This window comes from Paenibacillus sp. LjRoot153 (genome assembly GCF_964253085.1).
GTDB lineage: Bacteria > Bacillota > Bacilli > Paenibacillales > NBRC-103111 > Paenibacillus_E.
Map to the genome: position 1 here is coordinate 796,343 of NZ_CAXUQH020000001.1, position 25,545 is coordinate 821,887.

At 46.1% G+C, this 25,545-nt stretch carries 21 protein-coding genes; 19 read left to right on the forward strand and 2 right to left on the reverse strand.

Features of this window, described 5'->3' with window-relative positions; genetic code table 11:
- The first annotated feature begins 12 nt into the window (after positions 1-12).
- The 5 genes from ACSQ8P_RS03605 (at position 13) to ACSQ8P_RS03625 (ending at position 6,943) form a co-directional block, all read left to right on the forward strand.
- Positions 13-1,230, forward strand: coding sequence for a copper amine oxidase N-terminal domain-containing protein (locus ACSQ8P_RS03605; RefSeq protein ID WP_436233940.1), 1,218 nt, complete (start codon positions 13-15; stop codon positions 1,228-1,230).
- Between the two features lie 35 nt (positions 1,231-1,265).
- Positions 1,266-2,144, forward strand: a complete 879-nt coding sequence (locus tag ACSQ8P_RS03610; protein WP_436233941.1) for a hypothetical protein — start codon at positions 1,266-1,268, stop codon at positions 2,142-2,144.
- Positions 2,145-2,336: 192 nt separating this feature from the next.
- Positions 2,337-3,095, forward strand: coding sequence for a response regulator transcription factor (locus ACSQ8P_RS03615; protein ID WP_082595345.1), 759 nt, complete (start codon positions 2,337-2,339; stop codon positions 3,093-3,095).
- On the forward strand, positions 3,086-4,564 hold the full coding sequence (locus ACSQ8P_RS03620; RefSeq protein WP_436233942.1) for an ATP-binding protein: 1,479 nt from the start codon (positions 3,086-3,088) through the stop codon (positions 4,562-4,564). Before ACSQ8P_RS03615 ends, ACSQ8P_RS03620 begins: the two co-directional genes overlap by 10 nt.
- 237 nt (positions 4,565-4,801) lie before the next feature.
- On the forward strand, positions 4,802-6,943 hold the full coding sequence (locus tag ACSQ8P_RS03625) for an ATP-binding cassette domain-containing protein (protein WP_436233943.1): 2,142 nt from the start codon (positions 4,802-4,804) through the stop codon (positions 6,941-6,943).
- Here the strand turns inward: ACSQ8P_RS03625 and ACSQ8P_RS03630 are convergent.
- Together ACSQ8P_RS03630 and ACSQ8P_RS03635 are read right to left on the reverse strand one after the other, a co-directional pair.
- A complete protein-coding gene (locus ACSQ8P_RS03630; RefSeq protein WP_436233944.1) occupies positions 6,907-7,515 on the reverse strand; it encodes an SET domain-containing protein in 609 nt (202 codons plus the stop codon). The two genes, ACSQ8P_RS03625 and ACSQ8P_RS03630, sit on opposite strands and share 37 nt — an antisense overlap.
- 150 nt (positions 7,516-7,665) lie before the next feature.
- On the reverse strand, positions 7,666-10,452 hold the full coding sequence (locus tag ACSQ8P_RS03635; protein ID WP_436239448.1) for a family 14 glycosylhydrolase: 2,787 nt from the start codon (positions 10,450-10,452) through the stop codon (positions 7,666-7,668).
- A gap of 674 nt (positions 10,453-11,126) precedes the next feature.
- On the opposite strand from ACSQ8P_RS03635, the gene cysD reads away from it, so the two are divergent.
- From cysD to ACSQ8P_RS03705, 14 genes are all read left to right on the forward strand, one after another.
- A complete protein-coding gene (cysD, locus tag ACSQ8P_RS03640) occupies positions 11,127-12,050 on the forward strand; it encodes a sulfate adenylyltransferase subunit CysD (protein ID WP_436233945.1) in 924 nt (307 codons plus the stop codon).
- 1 nt (position 12,051) lies between these two features.
- Positions 12,052-13,788, forward strand: coding sequence for a GTP-binding protein (locus ACSQ8P_RS03645; RefSeq protein ID WP_436233946.1), 1,737 nt, complete (start codon positions 12,052-12,054; stop codon positions 13,786-13,788).
- Between the two features lie 210 nt (positions 13,789-13,998).
- Complete coding sequence (locus ACSQ8P_RS03650) at positions 13,999-15,246, forward strand: carbohydrate-binding domain-containing protein (RefSeq protein WP_436233947.1); 1,248 nt, start codon at positions 13,999-14,001, stop codon at positions 15,244-15,246.
- Between the two features lie 162 nt (positions 15,247-15,408).
- A complete protein-coding gene (locus ACSQ8P_RS03655; RefSeq protein WP_436233948.1) occupies positions 15,409-16,116 on the forward strand; it encodes an alpha/beta fold hydrolase in 708 nt (235 codons plus the stop codon).
- On the forward strand, positions 16,116-16,772 hold the full coding sequence (locus tag ACSQ8P_RS03660) for a M48 family metallopeptidase (protein WP_436233949.1): 657 nt from the start codon (positions 16,116-16,118) through the stop codon (positions 16,770-16,772). The genes ACSQ8P_RS03655 and ACSQ8P_RS03660 overlap by 1 nt, the downstream gene beginning before the upstream one ends.
- A 140-nt stretch (positions 16,773-16,912) precedes the next feature.
- Positions 16,913-17,605 carry a phytanoyl-CoA dioxygenase family protein gene (locus ACSQ8P_RS03665; protein WP_436233950.1) on the forward strand — a complete coding sequence of 231 codons (693 nt, stop codon included), beginning with the start codon at positions 16,913-16,915 and terminating at the stop codon, positions 17,603-17,605.
- A 133-nt stretch (positions 17,606-17,738) separates the two neighbouring features.
- Positions 17,739-17,876, forward strand: a complete 138-nt coding sequence (locus ACSQ8P_RS03670; RefSeq protein WP_436239449.1) for a helix-turn-helix domain-containing protein — start codon at positions 17,739-17,741, stop codon at positions 17,874-17,876.
- 242 nt (positions 17,877-18,118) lie between these two features.
- Positions 18,119-18,892 carry an HAD-IIA family hydrolase gene (locus ACSQ8P_RS03675; protein ID WP_436233951.1) on the forward strand — a complete coding sequence of 258 codons (774 nt, stop codon included), beginning with the start codon at positions 18,119-18,121 and terminating at the stop codon, positions 18,890-18,892.
- Between the two features lie 47 nt (positions 18,893-18,939).
- The gene (locus ACSQ8P_RS03680; RefSeq protein ID WP_436233952.1) at positions 18,940-19,497 is read left to right on the forward strand and encodes a glycerol-3-phosphate responsive antiterminator; all 558 of its coding nucleotides are present in this window, start codon (positions 18,940-18,942) and stop codon (positions 19,495-19,497) included.
- Positions 19,498-19,617: 120 nt separating this feature from the next.
- Complete coding sequence (locus tag ACSQ8P_RS03685; RefSeq protein ID WP_436233953.1) at positions 19,618-21,291, forward strand: glycerol-3-phosphate dehydrogenase/oxidase; 1,674 nt, start codon at positions 19,618-19,620, stop codon at positions 21,289-21,291.
- 23 nt (positions 21,292-21,314) lie between these two features.
- On the forward strand, positions 21,315-22,073 hold the full coding sequence (locus ACSQ8P_RS03690) for an MgtC/SapB family protein (protein WP_436233954.1): 759 nt from the start codon (positions 21,315-21,317) through the stop codon (positions 22,071-22,073).
- Positions 22,074-22,346: 273 nt separating this feature from the next.
- Positions 22,347-23,663: an ABC transporter substrate-binding protein gene (locus tag ACSQ8P_RS03695; RefSeq protein ID WP_436233955.1), complete on the forward strand. Its 1,317-nt coding sequence runs from the start codon at positions 22,347-22,349 to the stop codon at positions 23,661-23,663.
- Between the two features lie 83 nt (positions 23,664-23,746).
- Positions 23,747-24,691, forward strand: a complete 945-nt coding sequence (locus ACSQ8P_RS03700) for a carbohydrate ABC transporter permease (RefSeq protein ID WP_436233956.1) — start codon at positions 23,747-23,749, stop codon at positions 24,689-24,691.
- 10 nt (positions 24,692-24,701) lie between these two features.
- Positions 24,702-25,532, forward strand: a complete 831-nt coding sequence (locus ACSQ8P_RS03705) for a carbohydrate ABC transporter permease (RefSeq protein ID WP_436233957.1) — start codon at positions 24,702-24,704, stop codon at positions 25,530-25,532.
- Positions 25,533-25,545: the final 13 nt, after the last annotated feature.

Consider the following 25,545-nt stretch of genomic DNA (forward strand, 5'->3'; position numbering starts at 1 on the left):
GTTCTTATTCAAATGTTAACAAGCGTTCCTTTATTTTTCCCGGTGTACTCGCTTAACACGGAGCTTGGGGTGGCGGTCAACGGGGAAAAGATCGTCTTTACGGATGCCCAGCCCTACATCGATGAACAGACGAGTAGTACGATGGTGCCGGTAAGAGAAATTGCTGAAAAACTAGGTGCTAAAGTGGAATGGAATCCTTCACTGGAACAGGTAACCTTTCGCGATCAGCACGCAACAACATTATTGACCATTGGTCAAAAGATTGCTTCGGTTGACGGTATGCAGGTGGAATTAGACGCTCCGGCTGTCCTGAAAAATGACCGAACCATGGTTCCGCTGAGAGCGGTTAGTGAGAGCCTCGGGGCCGATGTGGATTGGGTGGGAGAACGAAATTTGGTACTGATTACTTCGGCGGACAAAGCGCAAAGGTCCACTTGGATCTGGGACAGCAAGCTGATTGAGACGGATGGTGATAGCATCCTCGAGTTTGCGGCGAACCAAAAACTGACTGCCATCTATCTGCGCTATGAAAAAACATATCCGGCTCAGGATGTTTACCGGAATTTCATCCGCAGAGCGAATGAGCATGGCATCAAGGTTGAGGCGCTGGCTGGCCAATCGGATTGGATATATGAAGATAAGCATATCTATATCAAGCAATGGATTGCAGCGGTTACGCAATATAACGCTTCGGTAGGTGCTATCGAACGCTTCCAAGGCTTCCATTTTGATATTGAGCCCTACACATTGGGCCTGTGGAAGACTAATCAAACCTGGGTGCTCGAACGGTGGATGGCTACGATCAGATTCATTGAATCGGAAGTGAAAAGCACGGATCGCAGCATGAAGCTGGCTTTCGATATTCCCTTTTGGATAAACACGCTTACCGTTCCGGGATCCAGCTACTCCTTTAGCGCGTGGCTGCTGGAGAAGGCGGATAGTGTCGTCATTATGGCTTATCGGAATAAGGCACTCGGTAGCAACGGCATCATTGCCGTAGCCAAATCCATCATTTTAGAAGCAGCTACACTGAAGAAACAGGCGGTTATTGCCGTGGATACGCTGTCCAGTAAGGAAGCCGATTATACGACCTTTTATAAGTCGAATTCTTCACTTATGGAGTCGGAATTGAAACAGGTCAAGGAAAGCCTCTCCCCTTATCCGAGCTATATCGGCATCGCTATCCATGATTACGTGAGGTGGATCGACCTATTGAACGCTAATCGTTGAGCGGGTTCGATGAACTAGAAGGAGGAAGATGCAAAATGAAAAAAATAGGCTTGATGATCTCTCTGTTGGCTGGTGCGGCAATCGGTGTCTCAGGAATGGCTTTCGCTTTCACAGGCGTTCATGAGACGGCAGGCACATTTCAGGAATCGTCTTTACCGGGTGGAGGCCTTGAGGTTCCTCATAATGATCGGATTCATCTTTCTACCGATAAGCAGTGGATCTCTTCGGAAGGTCACTTGTCGGATCTGATTCGACTACAGTGGACCAAAGACCGAGCGAAGCCGGCCATCGCTTGGCTGGATGAGAATGGAAAAGACAAGGCGGCTATTATCGCTCATGCCAAAGCGAATAACCCGGAGCAGCACGATCATAATCATATGTCGTTTGAAACAACAATGGCACCTGATGGCAAAAATCCGAATGAGCTGTTCACGCGTCTGGAAATTCCGTTCGACCAGGATGTGGCTGAAATTCGGACGCATTCCTCTAATTTCAATGTGATGGATGGGATTTTAAGAGTTGCCGGAACCGGTGGTGTCAATCGTGATCTGACTTGGGCCAAAGCGGATGCTGGGAATGTGACGACGCCACGCTGGGCAATGCGTGCAGATAACTCCGAAGAAACCGGAGGAAATGCCGGCTCCAATCTGCAAATTATCCGTTATTCGGATGATGGTAAAGCACTGGACAATCCGTTAACCATCAATCGCAGCAGCGGCAATATCGGCATTGGAAACTCGGATGCCAAGACCAAGCTGGACGTCAGCGATGACAGCCTCCGCATCAGGAAATCGATGACGCCGGCTTCGTCTACTGCCCCTGGAGAAGTAGGGGAGATGGCGTGGGATGACGGGTTTGTCTATGTGTGTGTGGCACCTAATACATGGAAGAGAACAGCACTATCTTCGTGGTGAAAATAATTTCTTTAAGTCCTCTATTTCATAGAGGGCTTTTTTTTGAGGGATAAGCGGGGAACGCCTTGTGCGACGCGGGATCTGGCGGCATGAAGTGCGCTTACATAGCGGCTTTTTGTCACTTTTTGTAAGCGGTGTCATGCGATTCCTATTGTGTAATATAAGAAACACAAGTTCGTATACCCCCTTAAAATGGAAAAGATTGTAGAAATCTATGAGAGGATCATAGAAAGGTGTGAACCGTTTGTGACTTGGAAAGTGTTGATTGCGGATGACGATCCGAATGTGAGAGAAATCATCCGGTTATATTTCCGTCAGCAGCTCATCGAATTAATCGAAGCCCCTGACGGTGTCGCGGCCCTGACCATTTTAGCAGAAGTAAAGCCTGATATTGTGATTCTAGATGTGATGATGCCGGGGCTCGACGGTTATGAAACGTGCCGTGAGATTACCAAGCGTTATGATGATGTGCCGGTCATTATGCTGACCGCGAAGAACGATGAGTTTGATCGGGTGCTGGGCCTTGAGTTGGGCGCCGATGATTATATGACCAAGCCCTTCAGTCCGAGGGAGCTGGTGGCGCGGATTAAAGCGATCTTTCGTAGAATGCAGAAGGGTCAGCGGGTTATTGAGGTAGATGCCCCCGTCCAATATGAGTTTGATGATTTGGTCATTCATGTGGCTCGCCGAGAGGTGCTCGCGGGGAGCGTGAAGATTGACATGCGGCCCAAGGAGTTTGAACTGCTCGCCTTTTTTGCGAAATCTCCGGGCGACGTGTTTACAAGGGAACAGCTGCTGGAGCAGGTGTGGGGATATGATTTTTTAGGCGATATGAGAACAGTGGACGTTCATATAAAAAAACTTCGTGAAAGATTAAGCCCGTGTCATCATGTTTGCATTCATACGGTTTGGGGAGTGGGCTATAAATTTGAGGTAGCTGCATGTTCCTAAATGCAAATAAAAGCATTCTCCGCAAAATGCTAACCAGCTCCATCGTTACGGTGCTTCTGGGGCTATGTGCGGTGGGGCTCGTTATTTCGATATTTGCCAAGGATTATATCGTCGACTCTAAAAGTAATGAGATGATCCGGCAAGCCAAGCAGGTGAATCTCGCCATTCAAAATCAGACGGGACCGAGTGATAGATTTAAGGAGCAGCTGCGCTTTTTCGATGAAGCCTTTGATTCGCGTATTTGGATATTTGATTTGAATGGAAACATCGTTACTACCTCTTCAAAGGATGAGGTGAACGTAGGCAAGGTCATCAGCACGGAAGTGGTAAACCAAGTCCTGAATGGTGAACCCACCATATGGAATCAATCTGAAGGTTTTAAGGAAGGCATGCTTTCGATTGCCGTCCCATGGGGAAAAGATAACGACGTATACGGTGGTATCGTTCTGCATTCGCCTCTTAAAGGGATGAATGAGACGATCACTCAGCTGAGAGAAACTATCCTTTGGGTGACCCTGCTCGGTATCTTTTTTTCATTTGGTGTATCCTTCTATTTGTCCTGGTCCATTAGCCGACCTATCCAACAGATCGACAAGGCGGCAGCCAAGATTGCCATCGGTGATTACAGTGAGAGAATTCAAATCGATTCCAAGGATGAGATTGGTGAGCTTGCGACAACCATTAATCACATGGTGGAGCAGCTTGCACGCGTTGATCTGGAAAAGAGACAGCTGAATCAGCTGCGGCATGACTTTTTGGCTAATGTTTCCCATGAGCTGCGAACGCCGCTTACGGCGATGCGGGGTTTTTTGGAGGCACTTCAGGATGGTTTAATCGAAGAAGGAGCGCGGGATAAATATTACGATATCATGTACAACGAAACCCTACATATGAACCGACTAGTCGATGATATTACCGACTTAATGAAGTTGGAAAATAAGGAAATCGATCTTGTGTGGTTGCCAGTCGATGTTCAGGCGATGATGTCCAAGCTGGCCTTTAAATTCCAACCGGAAGCAGAACTTCGCGGGACGGTGATTCACTGCCTCGTGGATGAAAATTCGCCACAGGCTCACGCCGATCCGGATCGACTGGAACAAATTTTAAATAATTTGATCAAAAATGCCGTTAAGTTCACCGAGAACGGAACAATCGAATTAAAGGCGATGGCCGTTCCATCGGAAGGGTGTGTCCTCATTACCGTAACCGATACGGGAATCGGTATAACACCGGAGGATCAAGGGCTCATCTGGGAGCGCTTCTTCAAAGTGGAGCGAGGCAGACCCGTGAAGCATAAAGGCTCATCCGGTTTGGGGCTTGCCATTGTGCGAGAGCTTGTCGAGCTTCACAATGGAAGCATTCGCGTGCGAAGCGATTTAGGGATCGGAAGCGCCTTTGAGGTCAGAATTCCGCTTTATGACAGCCGTCCATATGTGCAGCCATTGGCAAATTTAGCTGGTGTTGGATAGCTCGTATCCATCTATTAATAGAAAGACCGCAGAGAAGGAGGGTTCCTTTTCTGCGGTTTTCTGCTTTATGTTGTATTGAAGTGGACTAAATAGTTAGAAGGCGCCAAAAGCACCCGATTATAGGGTGTTTTTTTTATATATGACAGGCTCGCTTTAGATTTTGTGAAGTGCTATGTAGAACCCAACGGCAATGTTAAAATGAAGGAAATGGTTATCTTTAGTATTGGGAGGTTATTCATGTTTTCCTTTGTCCGTCTGCTCTGTTCTTCTTTCCTTCAGTACAAGCTGCAGACTGCGCTTCTGTTGGCCGCTCTCCTTGTTGAGCTGGCCTTCGAAACGTTCATGCCACTCAGCTACAAATTCATTATTGATTTGGCTATCGTTCCGCAGCAGTATAACTTGCTTCTTCTGATACTTTCCTTCATGGTTTCCGGCGCTCTCGCATCTGTCGTGGTGGGTATGTACCGTGATCGCATGTTCGCAGGTCTCGGCTCCCGCATCGTGACGAATTACTATAAGCAGCTCTTTGAGAAGCTGCAGAGCCTTTCTACCGACTTTTTCCATCGAATTCATGGGGGAGATATCGTTTCCAGATTCAATAATGATCTCATTTCCATCGATACGTTTATCAAGCTGATTCCCTACGCGCTTTTATCCATACTAGGGCTTGTCTTGAACGTAGGCGTGCTATTCGTGCTGCAATGGCAGCTTGCGCTGCTTGCGGTGATCGGATTGCCGCTCTGTCTGATCGGACCGAAATTATTCGGGTCGAAGGCTTATGATGCCAGTTATCAGTTGAAAGAAGAGCAGGCCGGCATCGCTACAGCTGTACAGGAAAATGTGAGTGCGCAACCGGTCATTAAAGCGTTTGGGCTTCAGCCGTTAATGATTGGACGCTTTGCCGATCGTATGCTGCAATACGGGAAGTTATCGACCCGATCCAGCTTCTTAAGTTTCCTGATCGACCGTACGACCAATATGGGTACGATGATTTTGAACTTGATGACGATTTGCGTGGGATCAATGCTCGCTTACTTCGGCATCCTCTCTATCGGTTCGCTGCTCGCCTTCAGCGCGATTCTGCTCAGCCTGAGCTACTTGGTTGCGGCTATAACCTGGCTTGCGCCTCAATTTATTGAAGCGACATCCGGTATGCAGCGGGTCCGTGAGCTGCTCGATGAGCAGCCAAGCGTTCCCAGCAATGATCAAGCCGAGCATCTGCCTCATTTTAAACATGACATTGAATTTCGTAGTGTCACGTTCGCTTATAGCCCCGAGCAGCGCAGTTTGAACGGCATCAGCCTGACGATTCCCAAAGGCACCTTTGCTGCATTCGTTGGAGCCAGCGGCTCTGGTAAAAGCACGATCATTAACTTGCTGATGCGCTTCTATGATCCGCAGATGGGATCGGTGCGCTACGATGGAACCGATATCCGTCAAATTGCGTTGCAATCACTCCGATCTCAAATCGGCATCGTGTTTCAGGAAAGCTTCCTCTTTCGATCTTCCATTCGTGAAAATATTCGCCTTGGCAAGCCGGAAGCTAGCGACGAGGAAGTGATGGAGGCAGCACGTTTAGCCGAAATCCACGAATTCATCATGAGCCTTCCCGAAGGGTACGATACGGATGTTGGCGAGCGTGGCGGACGTCTGTCCGGCGGTCAGCGACAACGTGTCGCGATCGCCAGGGCGATCATTCGTAACCCGGCCATTCTTATCCTGGATGAAGCGACCTCGGCGCTTGACCCGGCGACAGAGGCGGCAATCAACAAGACGTTACAACAAATAACTGCCACCAGGACAGTCATATCCGTGACACACCGACTTGCGTCAGCCGAGCATGCCGATTGTATCTATGTGATGCATCAAGGCGAAGTTGCTGAGCAAGGCAGTCATCAGGAATTACTAAAGTTGCCGGAAGGACGTTATAAACAATCGTGGACGAAGCAGAATGGCTTCGATATTAGCGAGGACGGCTATCACGTAGAGATTAGCTCGGGAAGGCTGAAGCTATTTCCGATTTTTTCAGAAATGGATGAATCGTTATTACGGGATATATCCCACTTTTTCGTTACGGAATCGTATGCCAAAGAACGGACGATCATCCACGAAGGTGATCTGGGGGATAAGTTTTACATCATTGTGAGGGGTAAGGTCGAAGTATTGAAAAGAAACAGTGCAGGAAACAATGATCGGGTTGCCGTGCTGTCAGACGGCGATTTCTTTGGGGAAGTGGCTTTACTTCGCAACATTCCCCGAACCGCTACGATTCACACGTTATCACCGGTCGTCTTTATCACGCTGCAGCGTGAATTTTTCCAAGACTTAATGAAACGCGCTCCTCATTTGACATCATTCTTGGAAGCACGGTCAAAATGAATGACTCGAATGGAATCCAGCAATCGCTGCTCTTTAGCAGCGATTGCTACTTTATCTTTAAATTCCGGGCGGATGAGATGCGCCAGCGGCTGTTCGACCTCATTGTAGTGCCGGAAAGCGTCTAATGCCTGAGCATCCCATGCATCAGCGTATAGCAGCAAATCGCCGGGCATCACTCGCGTTCGATCGGTGCCTTCCTCTGGGAAGCATTCAAAAGGTTCATCCACATTCAGTGAGCCGTAATCGTCGGTAAGCTGCTCCCCAGGGTGAATGTCACGGACCGCAATTTCAATTTCGTATGCGGTTCCAATACAATTGGCATGAAAGCTATGGTTTACATAACGGCCATTATCCCAGCAAAGGATGTACTTCCCCTCCTGATTGCGGTAGGAGTATTTCAGAACGAGCTTCTTTCGGTCTTCCTCGAGCGCTTGTACCGTTTCTGTTTCCAGAATTTGATCCAAATCATCGAGTGCCCAAGTAATCGTCCCTTTGGGAATGAGTCGGGTAGCGAATACGCCAAAGCCAATCTTGTCATCAATGTAACGTAGTTCCGTATGCGGATGCATCATATTCTTACACTCCCAATTGAAAATCGACAGTATTTGTCGTTTATTAATATATTACTGATCAACTTGTAGATTCCTGCTTCTCCCAACAAGAAAAGCCAGAGAAGAGTTCCTTCTCTGGCTTTATTCCTTCCGCGCTGCTCTTTTCCAAAATCACGGACCAGCAGTAATCGCCCCGACACCCCCGCTTGTGCTAGGAGTAAAAGTCCAAATACCCACATTAAATAAATAATTTTGCCCATTATTATTATCCCAAGTACCGCTGCCATTATTGAAAACAGCTTCTAATTGGGAAGCCGTGCCAATATTAACGGTCATTTTCGCATAACCGCTTAATTCCGAATTTGGCATGGCGATTCCGGGTACAGCTGTCCAAGTACCGCCTGCGGGGCGGTAGTGGATGAACGGTGTCGTGAAGCCTTTTTTGTAGTAAACGGTAACGGAGTTGCCCACAGGAGCAGGGTTTGTCGTTACACTAATAGCTGCGCTGTCAGCGGATAGATTACCCGCCGCATCGTAAGCCTTCACTGTATAACTATAGGCTGTGTTAGCTGTTAAACCTGAATTGGTATAGCTGGTGGTAGTCGTTGTAGCTATTTTCACACCATTGCGCCAAATTTCATAGCCTGTCACACCAACTGTATCAGTGGAAGCTGACCAGCTCAAGGAGATGTTTGTATCTGTTTTACTAGTAGATGCCAGATTTGTCGGAATGCTCGGGGCTGTGGTGTCAACGCCTTGTGGCAGACCCGCAGTAATGGTCCCGACGCCTCCCGTAGAGCTAGGGGTGAAAGTCCAAGTGCCGACATTAAATAGGTAGTTTTGGCTGTTATTATTATCCCAAGTGCCGCTGCCGTTATTGAAAACAGCTTCTAATTGGGAGGCAGTGCCAATAGTAATGCTAATTTTGGCATAGCCGCTTAATTCGGAATTCGGCATAGCTGTTCCTGGAGCTGTTGTCCATGTTCCTCCCGCTGGACGGTAGTGAATATATGGCGTTGCGTAGCCTTTCTTATAGTAAACGGTAACAGAGTTGCCCACAGGTGTAGGATTTGTCGTTACACTAAGAGCTGCGCTGTCAGTGGATAGATTTCCTGCCGCATCATAAGCTTTTACTGTATAACTATAGGCTGTGCTAGCAATTAAACCTGAATTGGTATAGCTCGTGGAAGCTGTTGTAGCTATTTTCACACCATTGCGCCAAATCTCATAACCCGTAACACCAACGGCATCTGTTGAAGCTGACCAACTCAAGGAGATGCTTGTATCCGTTTTGCTCGTGGAAGCTACATTCGTAGGAATGCTTGGTGCGGTCGTGTCGACCCCTTGCGGCAATCCTGTGGTAATTGTACCTGCGGCACCATTATTACCAGGTGTGTAAGTTGAAGTACCTATGCTGAAGAAATAGTTCTGTGAGTTATTGCTGTCCCAAGTGCCGCTGCCGTTGTTAAATGCGGCTTCCAGTTGAGTTGCTGTACCGATGTCGATCGTGGTTTTGGCGTAGCCGCTCAACTCAGAGTCTGGAATGGCTTTCCCAGGTGCTGTTGTCCATGTACCCCCTGCTGGACGGTAGTGGACGTAAGGGGTTGTGAACCCTTTTTTATAATAAAGAGTCACCTTATTTCCTTCTGTGCTATCGTTGCCATTTTTCGTGTGATTAATGACATACTGCTTGAAGCCCGCCATATTGCCATTTGCCGAACCATCACTATTAACGAGATTAGCAAGTCTCAACAGCGTGAAGCCGTTGTATCCCCATGACATGATTTTTTCTTCGATTTTTTGAAAATTGCTAGTTGGCAAAGCATTCTCACCGTTTAGTCGAACGCCAAGGTTGTTGGCAATGGAAGAGACATTATCTACCAACGTAGAAGGTTTCGAGTAGGCTGGAGCACTGCCGTCATCATTCATTTCCAAAGCGGTAAATGTCAGATCCAAATTGTTGTCTTTAAATTTCTGTATCAGTGTCGTGTAATTGTAATAACCTGCGGTGTTCTCAGCGCTGTGGGGAGCAGATGGATTGTTATACTGCCAGTGGAGACCGGAAATTTTGGCGCCGATACGGACACCAAATACGGAATCGAAGTTGGTATGCGCTGCAGCAGCAATGACACCAAGATGGTTCTCAAGAACGCTTTGGTACCAGTTGAGAAAATCTTTGCCATAGTTTGAATTGTATCCACCTGTGGAGTAGAAGGTGTCCCCATCACTTGGAGGGTTGATTTCGCTTGTGCTGGTTAAGGATAAGCTCCAAGCTTGGTTGACACCACTCAATGAGCCGTATTTGGTAATCATGGCATTTCGAAAAGCATTTTTAGCCGTATCGGTATAGACTTGAAACTTTCCTCTTGCAGGGTAGCTCCAGCCGGCTGAATTGTAGTAGGAAGGATAGCGGAGTTCACCGGAAGGCCCAGCGCTTAAATAAATTTTGGGGATGATGGACTTATAGCTTGTGAAGTTGGCAGCAAACGAGGCAAATAATTCATTATACTGCTGTCCGATACCACTCCAAAAAGGTGAAATGGCCTCATTATTTACATAACCAGTTTCACTTTTGTACTTCATTTCATCAGCGGTACCTTTGCTCCACAGCCAAGCTGGAATTGGTATATTGCAGTCATCCCCGGGATTCCCGCCGCAAGTATGTGTGGATAAGATCGGTACCCACTTAAGTCCGGACTGACTAACAACATTGGCATACGTCGTGTAGTAGCTCCAGTCAAATTGATTATCGCCTGCGGCCTCAACATCGCCCCACCACACATCAGTGGTCAATGCGTAAACGCCATTATTTTTTAAAGTAATTAATTGATTTTTAAAGGCATTCCAATCGGTGATTTTCGTTAAAGGTGCCATGACCGAAGCTTTGAAATCGTTGGCTACATCAGCGGAAGCCGTATTCGAGTTGCTGAACAAGCCGAGAATTGTGCTGAAAACCAAGAAAAATCCTAATACAAGTATGCGAGCTTTCCTCCAAGCGATCGTAGATAAACTCAATTTTACCATTCTCCTTTTTGTAGCGATTTGTGGGGCTGGTGGATAAAAGGGCCTTCGAGTAGTACATGAAAGAGTTGGAGCCACATAAAAAGGAGGGCGTATGCCGGTCATCGTGTAGGTGTGTTGGAGATGGTGAAGCGCAGAGTTTTGCAAACGTTTGCGGTTTTATTCTAAGCGATTTCCTTGGGTTTTACAGTGGAATTTATTGTTAAAATAGGTTGACTTTGTTGACGGTAAAAGCCGGACGTTCGAGTTTTTATGAATAATTTAGCCATAAATGAGGCCATGCAGCCTTATGTTTACTACGCAGCGAATCGTGGCATTATGGAAGGAGATACGGCCGCATTGCATATCAACTCCTATTGATTTATTGGGCGATTGAGTAACAACTTTAATTCATTATGAGTAGAATATTTAATGTTCGCATGGATATATGAACAACTGTTCGACTTCCCATGATGTTCTGAACCCTTTCCATGCAGGCGTGACAAAGTGAACACCGAAAAGACAGAAATCTCAAGTTTTTCACTTTCTTCCACTTTGCATGAAAGCCGGAATCTGTTAGTATATAAAGAAAGACGATAGATTTAGTAAGGATTAAAAGGAGGCACCTTTCCATGGAAAAAATGATGCTTGATTCTATAGATGAAATGACGCATCTGGATCAACTCGAGGCTGAAGCGATTTATATTATTCGAGAAGTAGCAGCGGAATGTGAAAATCCCGTAATGCTGTATTCGATCGGGAAGGATAGCTCCGTGATGCTGCATTTGGCGCTGAAAGCTTTTTATCCGGAGAAGCCGCCGTTTCCTTTCATGCATATTGATACAACGTGGAAGTTTAAAGAAATGATTGAATTCCGCGATCGCAAAGCCAAAGAATTCGGAATTAAGATGATTGTTCACTCCAACCAGGAAGGGATTGATCAAGGGATCAACCCGTTCGATCATGGTTCCGCGTATACGGATATTATGAAAACCCAAGCTTTGAAAGAAGGATTGGACAAATACGGATTTACAGCTGCGTTCGGAGGCGGAAGACGTGACGAGGAGAAGTCGCGTGCGAAGGAGCGAATTTTCTCTTTCCGTAATAAAAACCATGCCTGGGATCCAAAAAACCAACGACCAGAAATGTGGAAGCTTTTTAATACAAGAATCAATAAGGGCGAAAGCACCCGCGTATTCCCAATATCCAACTGGACGGAAAAAGACATTTGGCAATACATTCGCAGAGAAAACATTGATATTGTGCCACTCTATTTTGCCAAAGAAAGACCAGTACTCGAACGCGACGGACATCTCATCATGGTTGATGATGATCGCATGAAACTCGAACCTCATGAGAAAATTGAAATGAAGAAGATGCGGTTTCGCACATTAGGCTGCTATCCTCTTACTGGTGGAGCCGAGTCAGAGGCGAATACGATAGATGCCATTATTGAAGAAACGCTTGGTGCGGTTTCATCCGAACGGACAACGCGGGTAATTGACCAAGAAGCTGCGGGAAGTATGGAAAGACGTAAACGGGAGGGTTATTTCTAAAATGAAAAGTCTGCTTAAATTTATTACTTGCGGAAGTGTAGACGACGGAAAATCCACCTTAATCGGACATATGTTATATGAGGCCAAGCTATTATTCGCCGATCAGGAAAGAGCGTTAGAGCTGGATAGCAGACTGGGCAGCCGCGGCGGCAAAATCGACTATTCCTTGCTTCTAGATGGGTTACTGGCGGAGCGCGAACAAGGGATTACAATTGATGTGGCTTATCGGTATTTTACGACGGACCACCGTTCGTTCATCGTAGCGGACACACCTGGACACGAAGAATATACCCGTAACATGGCCGTAGGCGCATCTTTTGCGGATCTGGCTATCATTCTTGTGGATGCAAAGAAAGGGGTTATTACCCAAACTAAGCGCCACACTCGGATTTGCGCACTTATGGGCATTAAACATCTTGTTTTAGCTGTAAATAAAATGGATTTAGTGGATTTTAATCCTAAGACATTTGATACGATCAAACAAGAATTCTTGCAATTGACCTCTGAGTTTCACTTTGAAAGCATTGAGGTGATCCCTGTTTCTGCCACAGAAGGGGATAACATTACGAAAAAATCGCCAAATACCCCTTGGTACGAAGGTCTTGCCTTGCTGCCATATTTGGAAAATGTGGACGTTCATCAGAACGACAATGCGAAGCAATTTATGATGCCGATTCAACGTGTATGCCGTCCGGATCATACATTCCGCGGTTTCCAAGGCCAAATTGAGGCTGGGCGTATCGCGGTTGGCGATGAGCTGACAACGTTGCCTAGTCATGAGAAGGCGAAAGTCAAACGGATTCTCGTGGGAGACCAAGATCGTGATTATGCCTATGCTGGACAGCCCGTAACCATTCAATTGGATCGGGAAGTCGACGTTTCGCGGGGCTGTGTATTCACGAAGGATAGTCAGATTCAAGAGGCGGACCGTTATAGTGCTACGATTCTTTGGATGGACGATTCTGTACTGACGCCAGGCAAGAACTATCTGGTCAAAGTAGGAACGAAAGTCCTGCCAGGTACCGTAACGGGGATTACACATAAAATCGATGTTAATACTGGAAAAACGGTTCCAACCGATCATATTGTCAAAAATGAATTGGCCAAATGTGAGTTTTCATTATCTGACGCTATCGTTATTGATTCTTTTGAACAAAATAAAAGCATCGGCGGATTTATTCTGATCGATCGTGTCACCAATATGACATCGGCTTGCGGAGTGATTGAGCAAATCCTTCAAGGCTCCGATGCTGTACAGTTAGATACGGAAATCACCAGAGAAGTTCGTGCTCAGCAAAAAGGTCAGAATCCTTTGACCCTTTGGTTCACTGGTTCGGTTTCAGATCAATCGGCCCTTGCGAAGGAAGTCGAAAAACGTTTGGTATCGACAGGCCACCATACCATGTTACTGGGGAATGGCCATGGAGAATCGTTGCAGCGATTAGCAGAAGTTGCGAAATTGATGAACGATGCTGGACTTATTGCATTGGTATCGAATGATTCCCCAAACGTTAACGGCCTAGAAACCGTGCGAGACATCATTGGCAAAGAATATATTGAAGTTTACGTAAACGGATCGTTTGCAGGCGGCTCGAGCACAAGGGATATATCTGGGAACCCGGAAATCGAAATCGATGCAAGCAAGTCATCAATTGATGAAGCTGCAAATTATGTCGTGAAACGGATTATTAAATATTTAATCAATGAGAGTAGTCGTGGGCAATTCCTTAATTTCTAATTCGAACAAATCCCTACATCACCGTAAATCGTGATGTAGGGATTTTTTTGTGTCCGCGGCTGACTTTAATCGTGAAAGAGAACATTAGGATTCGTTATTTAAGTTTGATTTAAGTTATCTGCATTATGATTTAAATATGTCAGGAAGCGATAATGCTTTTTGAATAATAATCAGATGATTACTACTTAAATATACGAGGAGTGTTTATTCATGAAAAACAAGAAACTGAGAAGTCTAAGCGTTATAACTTTGGCCGCATTAATTAGCGTAGCCGCCGTGGGGTGCTCTAACGCACAAGTCGGCAGCGAGGATGCTACTGCTGCTGCAACCACACAAACAGCAACTTCGACCGTGTCGTCAAGCGCGAAGTCAACGGCTGCATCAACAGCTGCATCAACAGCGAAGGCTTCCGTTCTAGACAAATCGGAATTATTCAGTGATCGGGACTTAGAACAGTCGGCGGATCTTGCAACTGCCACACCAATGAAATTGGAAAGCAATCAAGATGTGACACTGAATAAGGAAGGCATTTATGTCTTAAGCGGTGAGGTAGAAAATGTGACGGTAGTGGTCGATGCTGCCGAGGATGCAAAAGTTCAAATCGTTCTTAACGGCGTCAGTATAACCAATGAAGATTCACCTGCCATTTATGTGAAAGCAGCGGATAAAGTATTCGTTACATCCACTGACAGTAAGAACCACATGGTGGTTTCTGGAGGCTATAAGGCGGATGGAGATACCAATTTGGATGCAGTCATTTTCTCAAAAGCAGATATGACCCTGAATGGAACCGGGACCTTAGACATTGAATCGAATGAAGGTAATGGTATTTCTTCAAAGGATGATCTCAAAATTACTGGAGGCGTGTATACCATTCAGTCATCTGCGGATGCTATAGAGGCCAATGATGCCATTCTTATCAATGATGGAGCGATTACAATAGATTCTGATAAGGATGCCCTGCATAGCGAAAACGATGAGGATGCTTCCCTTGGGTATATCTATATTGAAGGTGGCACATTGAATATCAACGCTGCCGATGATGCCATCCGTGGCAACAGCTTTGTTCAAATAGATGGCGGCATCATTAACATAAAGACCAGTGAAGAAGGCATCGAGGCCAATAATATCAAGATAAATGATGGTCAGATTACTTTGTATGCGAATAATGATGGCATAAATGCCTCACCAAAAGTCAATTCTGATGTGGTGATTGAAGTCAATGGAGGTACCATTGATGTAAGTATGGCTAGCGGTGATACGGATGCATTTGATTCAAACGGTAATCTCTATATTAATGGAGGAACCATTAATGTAAAAGCAGCTTCCGCCTTTGACTCGGATGGTACAGCTCAATTAAATGGCGGCAATGTTACCGTCAATGGAGCAAAAATCACTCAAATTACCCAATCACGCGGGGGTGGAGGCGGCGGTGGCGGTAGAGGAATGCGCCAATAGTTTAACATTATTGATTTAGGTGAGAGTATAGCAAACGAAAAAGATTTGCCTCAGAGACATTCCTCTGAGGCTTTTTTGTGTAGAATTGTGGAATAGAACACAACAATGTAAGATAGCATCATTAAGAAATATGATTTACAACCAACCTACGGAGGCCAACACATGAAAAAGTGGCTCAAAACAACGCTTATTTCACTTTTTTCCCTTTTTCTTATACTCGCAGTGGCATTTCTAATTTATGCATCTAATTATTATCATGCCGTTGACGTTTCCAAGGACGCCTTGGTCAATGAAAAGACGATCACAACAGATGGAAAGCTCACAATTCTTTCGCCTTCTACGCCGAGTGAGACGGGTTTCATCTTCTATCCCGGCGGAAAGGTTGAACATATTGCTTATGTCCCAATGCTTGAGAAATTACGTCAAAACGGTATAACCTGTGTACTTATTGATATGCCTTTTAACCTTGCGTTTTTTAATAGCAATGCTGCTGATAACGTGTTTGGAAAACTTCCCGAAATCAAAAACTGGTATATCGGTGGACATTCACTAGGCGGAGCAATGGCAAGTAATTACGCCTCTAAGCATCAAGATCAGATCAAGGGGCTTATCTTACTTGACGCCTATATTTATGGTGACATTCCGCCAGAAAATGCGCTAACCGTGTATGGCTCGCTTGATGGTGTTTTGGACAAATCGAAGATAACCTACAAAGAGAATGTGTTCGTTATCGAAGGTGGCAATCATGCGCAATTTGGAAATTACAGCCCTCAAAAAGGCGATGGGACTGCGACGATCTCAAGTGAACAACAGCAGAAGGAAACCGTTAATCACATCATTGAATTCATTAAAAGGAAAGATAAATCATAATGAAAATCGAACTCGACAACACAACCATAGACGTCAACGTCCAATATGCCATCCGCAAAAAACTATACATCCACATTGATGACACGGGCTTCATCACGGTCAAAGCTCCCAACGACACCAGTCAGGAGCAAATCATTCACGCTGTGCAACAACACAGTAAGTCGATCCTTGATAAACTAGACGCCATCACCAAAGCGCGACAACCCATCCCCAAAGTCAGAGAATATGAAAACGAAGGCAAGTTCCTTCATCTTGGGAAATACTATTTCCTCCATGAGTTAATCGCAACGAATGGTCTCTCGCAGGACGAGTTGAAAATCAACCTGAAGAAGTTCTATTTCGCTAGCTGCAAGAAGGTCATAGCAGAGCGCATCAAAACCTATCAAACCCAGCTGAAAGTCAAACCCAAGACGATCGAGATCGATGAGTCGAGAACGAAGTGGGGGAGCTGCAGCTCGGATAAAAAGCTAACGTTCAATTATCGACTAGCCATGGCGCCCGTCGAGGTGATTGATTATGTCATCGTTCATGAGCTGTGCCATCTGTTGCATATGAATCACGATCGCTCCTTCTGGAGACGCGTAGGCAGCATAATGCCGGATTTTAAAGAGAAGGAAGCCTTCCTAGCCCGGTATGGACAGGCGATGACGTTATAAGCAAGCTTTCACCCGCGGAGTTTCCTTCGCACTTAAACTAACATCAGATTTGTCCAGTTCTCTTATCGGTTTTCTCCATGGTGGGCCAGAAAAGCCAAGTGCTACAATACTACCAAGCACTTACAAAGGGAGTGAAACAGGTGAGGAAATTGACGATAAAAGAGAAAAGGCACTATGATGATTTTGGTTATGTCGTGGTTTCGGATCTTTTTCAGATGGAAGAATTAAGTGGGATGAACCAAGAGCTTGATGGATGTGAAGCAGCGCCCCAATCGTCGGGGGAGCATGAGGGATTTACGTATCAATTAGCGATGCTGACGGATAAGACGAAACAATTCGCACATGACGAACGAATTCTGAATCTGATCGAAGATATTGTGAAACCGGGTATTGCGATCTTCTCTTCAAAGCTGTTAACCAAGCTGCCGCACAGTCCATCGGTTTGTCACTGGCATCAGGATGATGCCTACTACACGGAGGTTGTGAACAGCGATACTCGGATGTCGATTTGGGTACCGCTGCAGGATACGGACGAGCAGAACGGCTGCCTTTGGATCGTTCCTGGAAGTCATAAGCAAGGGCTGCAGCCATATAAGGTTCAAAATAACGGCACGTGCCGCAAGGCTTTGGATGAAGATCAGGTTGACTTATCCAAAGCTGAACCGGTGCGAATGAAGGCGGGCTCCATATTGCTTTTCAACGCCCTCACCTGGCATTCTTCGAAAGGCAACGAAACGGATCAAGTGAGACGAGCGTTCATTGTTTCGTATCAGGAGGCAACGGTGTCTATCGGGCGAGGGAAACAGCACATTGTCCTGCGACCTGTGATTTAGGCACGGTTCCTTCTGTGTTAAACGCGACCCAATTGGCTGATCATTTTCATAAATCTGTGTTTTCGATCGCATTTGCCGGCAATACGATACTCCCAGCTGGCAGGTATCAGGCGCCGTACGTGCATAACAGCTGCTGGGATGTTCTGGGTTGACTTTGACTTACATTGCCAAGCTTGTCGGTTACGAAGATGAGTTTTACTTTAGTCGGGTGTTCAAGCGGATTACCGGAATGACGCCTTCGTCTTATGCCAAACTATCGAAGAAGCTATGAAGCTTACAGCTTTTCAACGCGGTTTCATTTACGTTCAAAAAAAGATGATTGACAAAAAGGATGAAAACGCTTTATAGTTAGCGTACAAAGTATGAATATACGGTTGGGCGCGAGTCTAGGAGAAGACCTTATCCGTAATCATATCCTGCCATACCAATGGTGGGATGTGTTTACATGGATAGGGTCTTTTTTGCGTGCCTAACTGGATATGGATTTATTTCTTACTAGAAGGTGGGACAGATATGGCAAAAGGCTACGTGTTTGATTTGGATGGTACAGTATACCTTGGGGATCGAGCAATTGAAGGTGCGGCTGATGCGATACAAGTATTGCGTTCACGAGGAGACAAGGTTGTATTTTTGTCGAATAAACCAATTGCAACCCGTCAATCTTATGTGGAAAAGTTATCTAAAATGGGAATTCCCGTAACGATCGAGGATGTGCTGAATTCCTCACAAATCGTTGCTAAATACTTGAATCAGCGTCTCCAGCCAGATGAGTTAGTTTTCGTTATTGGCGAGGAACCGATTGTGGAAGAGCTTGAGGAATACGGAGTCCCGCTCACACAGGATAGCGAGCAAGCCCGCTATGTTGTGCTTTCATGGGATCGCCAATTCACTTATGACAAACTCAATAGTGTGTATCAGGCAGCGATCAGAGGTTCGATCATTATTGCATCGAATCCGGATGCGACCTGCCCGCTGGACGGCGGACAGATTCCGGACACTGGTACATTTATCGCTGCGCTAGAGGTGGCGACGGGCAAGGCGATTGATTTGGTCGTAGGCAAACCATCTTTGATTGCCGCCGAGGCAGCGGCAGCCCATTTGGGATTGCCTTTCGAAGATTGCTTTATGATCGGAGATCGGCTTGAGACCGATATCAAGATGGCCAATGATGCTGGTATGAAATCCGTGTTGGTACTGACGGGTGTTGCAACGAAGGAAATGGCGGAATGTTCGCCGAATCGACCCATGCATATTATTCCAAGTATTAAAGAGGTCATCCACTTATGATAAATCGTGGTATAATGTTCTAACATCGACGAAGGGTGGAATAATGCGTGTATCCGATTGTTGATTTAGTTGAACATCAAACCATCGCAGCTGTACAAAAGGTAGAAGATATTGAGCTGGCTATTCAAAGTCCGGCGAACATTGTATTCTTGCTTTTCGGATCCATCTTTAATCTGAAGGAAATGGTAGACCGGCTTAAGGATGCAGGCAAGCATGTGTTTATCCACATGGATTTTATTGAAGGCATCGCATCGGATAAGAGCGGTGTTGCCTATGCCGCGCAAGTCATTAAGCCGACGGGTGTTATTTCAACGAAGAGCCACTTGATTCGCGGAGCGAAGGAAGCAGGGCTCATGGCCATTCAGCGTATTTTTCTGATTGATCGAAGTGCAGTCCACCGAGGTATTAAGGCAGCGGAGCAGAGCGGTCCGGATGCAATTGAAGTGATGCCAGGCATCATGCCTCGCATTATTCGCGAAATGACAGATATGACGTCACTTCCTATTATTGCTGGCGGTTTGGTTGGCAATATCAAAGAAATTGAAGAAGCGCTGGAAGCCGGTGCACTTGCTGTATCTGCAGGTTCATCCGGATTATGGCAATAAGATACAATAGCTAATTCCAAGCGGGAAGAGACTAGGAGAAACCTCTTTGGAAAAGGTGCGAGATTTCCGTTCGCATTCTTTTCTAATGAGGTTTTTTTATATTCGGGGAGGAGAAGGACGATGAGACCGAAATTTTCGGCGCAGAGCCGTATCGATATTTTGAAAAGTATGGCGAGCAGCGAGTTGGATGTATTAGTCATCGGAGGCGGGATTACCGGTGCGGGAATCGCATTGGATGCCGTTACGCGTGGCATGAAAGTTGGCCTCATTGAGAAGAACGATTTCGGTTCGGGAACGAGCAGCCGATCGACAAAGCTGATCCACGGCGGCCTTCGCTATTTGAAGCAGGGGGATGTCAAGTTAGTGCAGGAGGTCGGCAGAGAACGGGCGATTTTGTATAAAAATGCTCCGCATCTCGTGATTCCAGCACCTATGCTGCTTCCTGTTTATAAGGGAGGCACCTACGGTTATCTAGCTTCTTCAATCGGATTGTATATCTATGATTGGCTTGCGGGCGTGGCGCGAAAGGAACGCAGAAAAATGCTGGGGCGCAGCCAGACAGCCCAGCAGGAGCCTTTGCTGAAGCAGGATGGACTTAAGGGTGGCGGCTTATATTTCGAATACCGAACCGATGATGCGCGCTTAACGATCGATATTATGAAAACGGCCTATACGCGCGGTGCAGACATTGTGAACTATGCCGAAGCAGCCGATTTTATTTATCGAGATGGCAAAGTGGTGGGCGTCTCAGTCAAAGATCGTATGGACGGGCAAAGCTATCACATCTATGCGAAGCACATTGTGAACGCGGCTGGACCGTGGGTAGATAAGATGCGCCAAATCGACGGCTCCTTAAAAGGGAAGCGGTTATTTCTGACCAAAGGCGTTCATCTTGTTGTCAATTACGCCAAACTGCCGGTCAAGCAAGCGGCATACTTCGACACGCCGGATGGCAGAATGGTGTTCGTCATTCCTAGGGGAGAGTCGACGTATATCGGCACGACGGACACGACGTTTACGAAGTCGATCGATAACCCAAGAACGACGCAGGAGGATCGCGACTATATCCTTAGGGCTGTTAATGCGATGTTCCCGAGTGTGAAGTTGACGATCGATGATATTCGTTCCCACTGGGCTGGTCTGAGACCACTTATCTACGAAGAAGGCAAAGGCCCGTCCGAATTGTCCAGAAAAGATGAAATTTTTGTTTCGGACAGCGGTCTGATTACGATCGCGGGCGGCAAATTGACCGGATTCCGTAAAATGGCGGAAAAGGTCGTCGATCTGGTGTCGCAGCAATTGGAACGTGGGGATGGGAGAAAGTTTCCCGCCTGCAGTACAGACGCCATTACAATTAGTGGTGGCGAGAACCAAGGGGCGTCAACCTTTCAGGACTGGAAGAAGGAAATGCTCACAATGGGCATGGCACAGGATATAACGAGATCTACGATGCAAGAGTGGATCGATACCTACGGTACGAACGCGCTGCAGATTTTGGAACTTCTCCCGATCGCCAGACGGGTTTCCTTGAATCCGGAGCTGCAAGCTGTCTATGCTCAGCTATTATATTGTATGGAGGAAGAAATGACGGTCACCGCTGCCGATTTTCTAAGATTGCATACAGGATGGTCGTATTTCCAACTGGAGAAGGCGGAGAAATATGCCGATACCGTACTCCACATGTTATCCAGCAACTTATCTTACAATGAGGATCAGAAGCAGGATCAGTTAGCAATGGTCGATGCTTTATTCCAAACGATTTATGATTTGCCTGTGAATGAACATGCAATTTGAACCTGTGATACGAGGTGACGCATATGGCCGCTAGCATCTGGCATATTACCCATTTGGAATTAACGATTCGCATTTTTATGGCTCTAGTCTTAGGGGGGCTCGTTGGACTGGAGCGCGAGTGGAGTAACCATGCTGCTGGATTGCGGACGCATATCCTGGTCTGTATTGGATCTGCGGCCATTATGCTGCTATCGATTTATGGCTTCTCCGAGTTCGTTACTGAAGCGAACGTCCGGACAGACCCAGCTCGTCTGGCTGCGCAAGTCATCAGCGGGATAGGGTTCCTGGGAGCAGGTACGATTATGAGGACCGGATCTACGGTATCAGGACTTACGACTGCCGCTTCTGTGTGGGTTGTTGCAGCCATCGGTCTATGCGTTGGGGCAGGTTTCTTTTACTGTGCTGTTCTGGCGACCGTTATGGTCTTGCTAAGCTTGTTTGTCCTGAATAAGTGGGAGAAAGTAGTCATGAAGAACCGGCGAACTCAGGAGGTTGTCATTAAGATTATCGATAAACCAGGAGTTCTGGGCACAATTGCAACTCGTTTTGGCGAGCAAGGCATTCAGGTCGTTAACGTGCAAATGAAACCTGAAGGCATCATTGAGATTTCAGGTACAGCGGAAGGGGTGATGGAGCTTCGTTTTCATTTGAAAAACGGATATACGGAAGCGCTTTTACAAGCGGTTGACAGCATATTGAAATCAAACCATATCATATCTTTGGAGTCTAAGGGGGTGCAACTGGACGGCGCTGCACGAATGAATCAAACCTATGCGCTCTAATTAATTCCAAATGTTCTACTATTTCTTAATATCGATTTCGTTGACATAAGCCCTGTAAGTATGACATACTTTCATTAAGAAAACGCTTTATTTCGTTCCAAACGATTGGGTGCGGAGATCACTGAGACAGCCCAAGAGACGAACGGATCGTGCATGTTTTGTGCGGTCATTTTGTTTCTTGTCTGACTAGTGCTCTCCTTTTTTATGTCCATTTCGTTAGTGACCGATGTTGTTTCATTCAAATTGATGATAATTGGAGAGGGGATTTTCTATATGAAAAGGAAAAAATGGTTACCATTGCTTGCAGCTACAACTCTGACGTTAACGGCATTAACTGGCTGCGGCAGCGGCAGTGGCAGTACAGAGGAAACGGCAGTTGAAGTTCCGCCAGCGGTGGAAGACAACAAGCCTGTCACGATTCAATACTGGCACTCCCATGCCGAAGTTCAAATGCCAGCAGTGAATGATATGATCGCCGCATTTCAGAAAAAGTATCCGAACATTACCGTAGAGCCTGTCTTCCAAGGTGCTTATGTCGATTTGCAAAAGAAACTGCAGGCGGCGATTGCGGCTAAAGAAGTTCCTGCCGTGACCAACGTCGAAGTATCAGCGCTTCCGACATTTGCCGATAGCGGCGCCTTCGCGGATTTATCCGGTTATATCAAACGAGATAAGGTTGATATGAATGACTTTTCACAGGGGATGCTGCAAGCATACTCGTATAATAAAAAGCAGTTCGGTTTCCCGCTTATTGTTAGCACAAGCGTCATGATCTACAACAAAACGCTGCTGGATAAGCTCGGCGTTCAACCTCCGCAAAAGTGGACGGATATCGAAGAATTTAATAAAAAAGTAGCCGTTAAAGAAAACGGAAAAACGAGTCGTTATGCGTTCTCCGTTCCGGGCTGGGACACTTGGTACTTAGACCCTTGGGTATCGAATGGCGGAGGATCCATCCTTAACCCTGAGCATACGAAAACACTTCTGGATCAGCCCGACAGTATGAGATGGATTCAAAACTTCAATAAATGGTTGAAAGACGGTTCCATGCATATGGGGTATGGTAAAGGCGCTTCGGATACGATGAGACAAATGTTCCTGGAAGAGAAGATCGCCATGGTTCAACATACGTCGGCTGTATTGAAGACTTACTTGCAAAATGCCAAGTTTGAAGTCGGCGTATCCTTTATTCCTGGAGACAAAGAGCGCAAGTCGCATATCGGCGGTGCAGGGATTGTGATGATGGATGGCGCCCCTGCTAATCAGAAGGAAGCAGCATGGAAGTTCATTAAGTTCATGACAGATGCTGAGCGTAACATTAAGTGGGCAGAGGGAACAGGTTACCTGCCAACGCATAAGTCAGTTCTGAATACCGAAGAAGGCAAACAGTATTTCGCTAAGTTACCTCAGTACAAAGCAGTATTCGATAACTTTGACAATGTGGTAGGACGTCCGCAGCACCCAGCGTATCCAGAATTTAGCAAGAAGTACATGGAAGCCGTTGGCAAGATGATTCTGGAGAATGCGGATCCCGAGCAAGTGATCAAAGAAGCTGTGAAAGAAATTAATACGATCTTGGCAGAAAGTTAATCAATCATAATTTTATCTCGTCGTGTAGAAAGCTGAGGTTTTCTGCACGACAGTTCATTTAAGTAAGGTGAGAGGGGATACCCATGAATACGGACAACAGGCCGAGCCAGATTCAACAAGAAGTTGGCGGTATCGTAACAACACGTTCTCGTTCCCGTTGGATGGAATATTTGAAAGATTTCTCATTTGCCATTCCGGCACTGGTGATCCTGATATTATTTATCTATTATCCGCTAGTCAATTCGTTGTATATCAGCTTTACGAACTGGAACATGACGAAGCCTACGAAGAAATTTATCGGATTTGATAACTATGAATATTTGCTAACCAGTAAGACATTCTATAAAGTGCTTCAGGTGACATTCACCTATACAATTGCAGATGTTGCGCTGACACTAGGAATTGGTTTGCTGCTCGCATTGTTGTTTAACTATACATCGCGCACTTTCAATTTCATGAGAGCCGTTATTTTTATGCCGCACTATGTCTCGATGGTTATCGTGTCCATGATCTTCTTATGGATTTTCAACGGCCAATACGGCCTCATGAACGACATTATGGAATGGATCGGTCTCGAGCCGATACAATGGCTGACGAATACGAAAACATCACTGTGGGTGCTGATTGCTGTAGCGGTATGGAAGGGCGTCGGCTTTACGATGATTATCTTCATTTCCGGTTTAAGAAGCATTCCAGTTGAATACTACGAGGCTTCTGGTATCGACGGGGCGTCAAAGTGGAAGCAGTTTTGGAAAATTACGGTGCCGCTTCTATCTCCGACAACATTGTTCCTTGTGGTTACGCATTTCATCTCTTCGATGCAGGTATTCCAGTCCGTTGACGTTATTACAAATGGTGGACCGCTAGAATCAACGAAGGCGATGGTGTACTGGATTTATGAAATGGCCTTTACTGATTTTAGAACAGGCAGGGCGTCAGCACTAGTGGTCATCTTCTTCATCATTATTATCTTGCTAACCATGCTTCAAATGTATGTGTCCAAGAAGAAAGTTCATTACGAAGGGTAGGTACAAGAACATGAAAAAACCGTTGCTCCATACTACCCGTATCGGTATTGCCGTCATCATTACGTTGGTCATGTTTTTCCCGATTTATTGGATGTTAATTACTGCTTTAAAAACGCCGGCAGAGCTCCGTTTGTCAGCTCCGACCTTTTGGCCGGAGAAGGTGATGTGGCAAAACTTCGCCTCCGCATTTAAAGCGTTTCCATTTTATCGGTTTACGCTGAATACGGTCATTCAAACTGTGGGGATTGTGTTTCTACAGATTAATATTGGTCTCATGGCGGCATACGCATTTGCGAAAGGAACATTTCCAGGCAGAGATAAGTTGTTCGCTCTTGTGCTTGCGGCACTCATCGTACCGGAGCAAGTTGTATTCGTACCTGTTTACGTACTGATGTCAAAGTTAAATTGGATTAATACGTACTACGCGCTTATTATTCCGCATGCTGCATCCGCTTATGGCATTTTCCTTCTACGTCAAATGTTCCGTTCTATTAATAATGATGTGATCGAGGCGGCCAAGGTAGACGGTGCGAACCGGTTCCAGGTCCTGTACAGAATATTGACGCCGATGGCGATGCCAACCGTCTCCACCCTGGCAGTTATCAGCTTTATTAGCAGCTGGAATGCCTACTTCTGGCCACTCATTATGACGAATTCGAACAAAATGCGCGTATTGACTGTAGGTATCTCCATGATGCGTGATTCGATTGCTGGTGATGAAGCATTGAATATGCACATTATCATGTCGGCGAGTGTGTTGATTATCCTGCCGATCGTCGTGCTGTTTATTTTTGCCCAAAAGTACATTGTGGCTGCTATGGCTAATTCCACTTTTAAGTAAATCGGAGATGACC

Bases quoted from the DNA above. Each gene is read 5' to 3' on its own strand.
- ACSQ8P_RS03620 (WP_436233942.1), top strand. From the start codon at position 3,086: ATGTTCCTAAATGCAAATAAAAGCATTCTCCGCAAAATGCTAACCAGC.
- ACSQ8P_RS03660 (WP_436233949.1), top strand. From the start codon at position 16,116: ATGAAAATCGAACTCGACAACACAACCATAGACGTCAACGTCCAATAT.
- ACSQ8P_RS03630 (WP_436233944.1), bottom strand. From the start codon at position 7,515: ATGATGCATCCGCATACGGAACTACGTTACATTGATGACAAGATTGGC.
- ACSQ8P_RS03695 (WP_436233955.1), top strand. From the start codon at position 22,347: ATGAAAAGGAAAAAATGGTTACCATTGCTTGCAGCTACAACTCTGACG.
- ACSQ8P_RS03685 (WP_436233953.1), top strand. From the start codon at position 19,618: ATGAGACCGAAATTTTCGGCGCAGAGCCGTATCGATATTTTGAAAAGT.
- ACSQ8P_RS03690 (WP_436233954.1), top strand. From the start codon at position 21,315: ATGGCCGCTAGCATCTGGCATATTACCCATTTGGAATTAACGATTCGC.
- ACSQ8P_RS03655 (WP_436233948.1), top strand. From the start codon at position 15,409: ATGAAAAAGTGGCTCAAAACAACGCTTATTTCACTTTTTTCCCTTTTT.
- cysD (WP_436233945.1), top strand. From the start codon at position 11,127: ATGGAAAAAATGATGCTTGATTCTATAGATGAAATGACGCATCTGGAT.
- ACSQ8P_RS03610 (WP_436233941.1), top strand. From the start codon at position 1,266: ATGAAAAAAATAGGCTTGATGATCTCTCTGTTGGCTGGTGCGGCAATC.
- ACSQ8P_RS03605 (WP_436233940.1), top strand. From the start codon at position 13: ATGTTAACAAGCGTTCCTTTATTTTTCCCGGTGTACTCGCTTAACACG.
- ACSQ8P_RS03700 (WP_436233956.1), top strand. From the start codon at position 23,747: ATGAATACGGACAACAGGCCGAGCCAGATTCAACAAGAAGTTGGCGGT.
- ACSQ8P_RS03705 (WP_436233957.1), top strand. From the start codon at position 24,702: ATGAAAAAACCGTTGCTCCATACTACCCGTATCGGTATTGCCGTCATC.
- ACSQ8P_RS03650 (WP_436233947.1), top strand. From the start codon at position 13,999: ATGAAAAACAAGAAACTGAGAAGTCTAAGCGTTATAACTTTGGCCGCA.
- ACSQ8P_RS03615 (WP_082595345.1), top strand. From the start codon at position 2,337: ATGGAAAAGATTGTAGAAATCTATGAGAGGATCATAGAAAGGTGTGAA.
- ACSQ8P_RS03675 (WP_436233951.1), top strand. From the start codon at position 18,119: ATGGCAAAAGGCTACGTGTTTGATTTGGATGGTACAGTATACCTTGGG.
- ACSQ8P_RS03625 (WP_436233943.1), top strand. From the start codon at position 4,802: ATGTTTTCCTTTGTCCGTCTGCTCTGTTCTTCTTTCCTTCAGTACAAG.
- ACSQ8P_RS03645 (WP_436233946.1), top strand. From the start codon at position 12,052: ATGAAAAGTCTGCTTAAATTTATTACTTGCGGAAGTGTAGACGACGGA.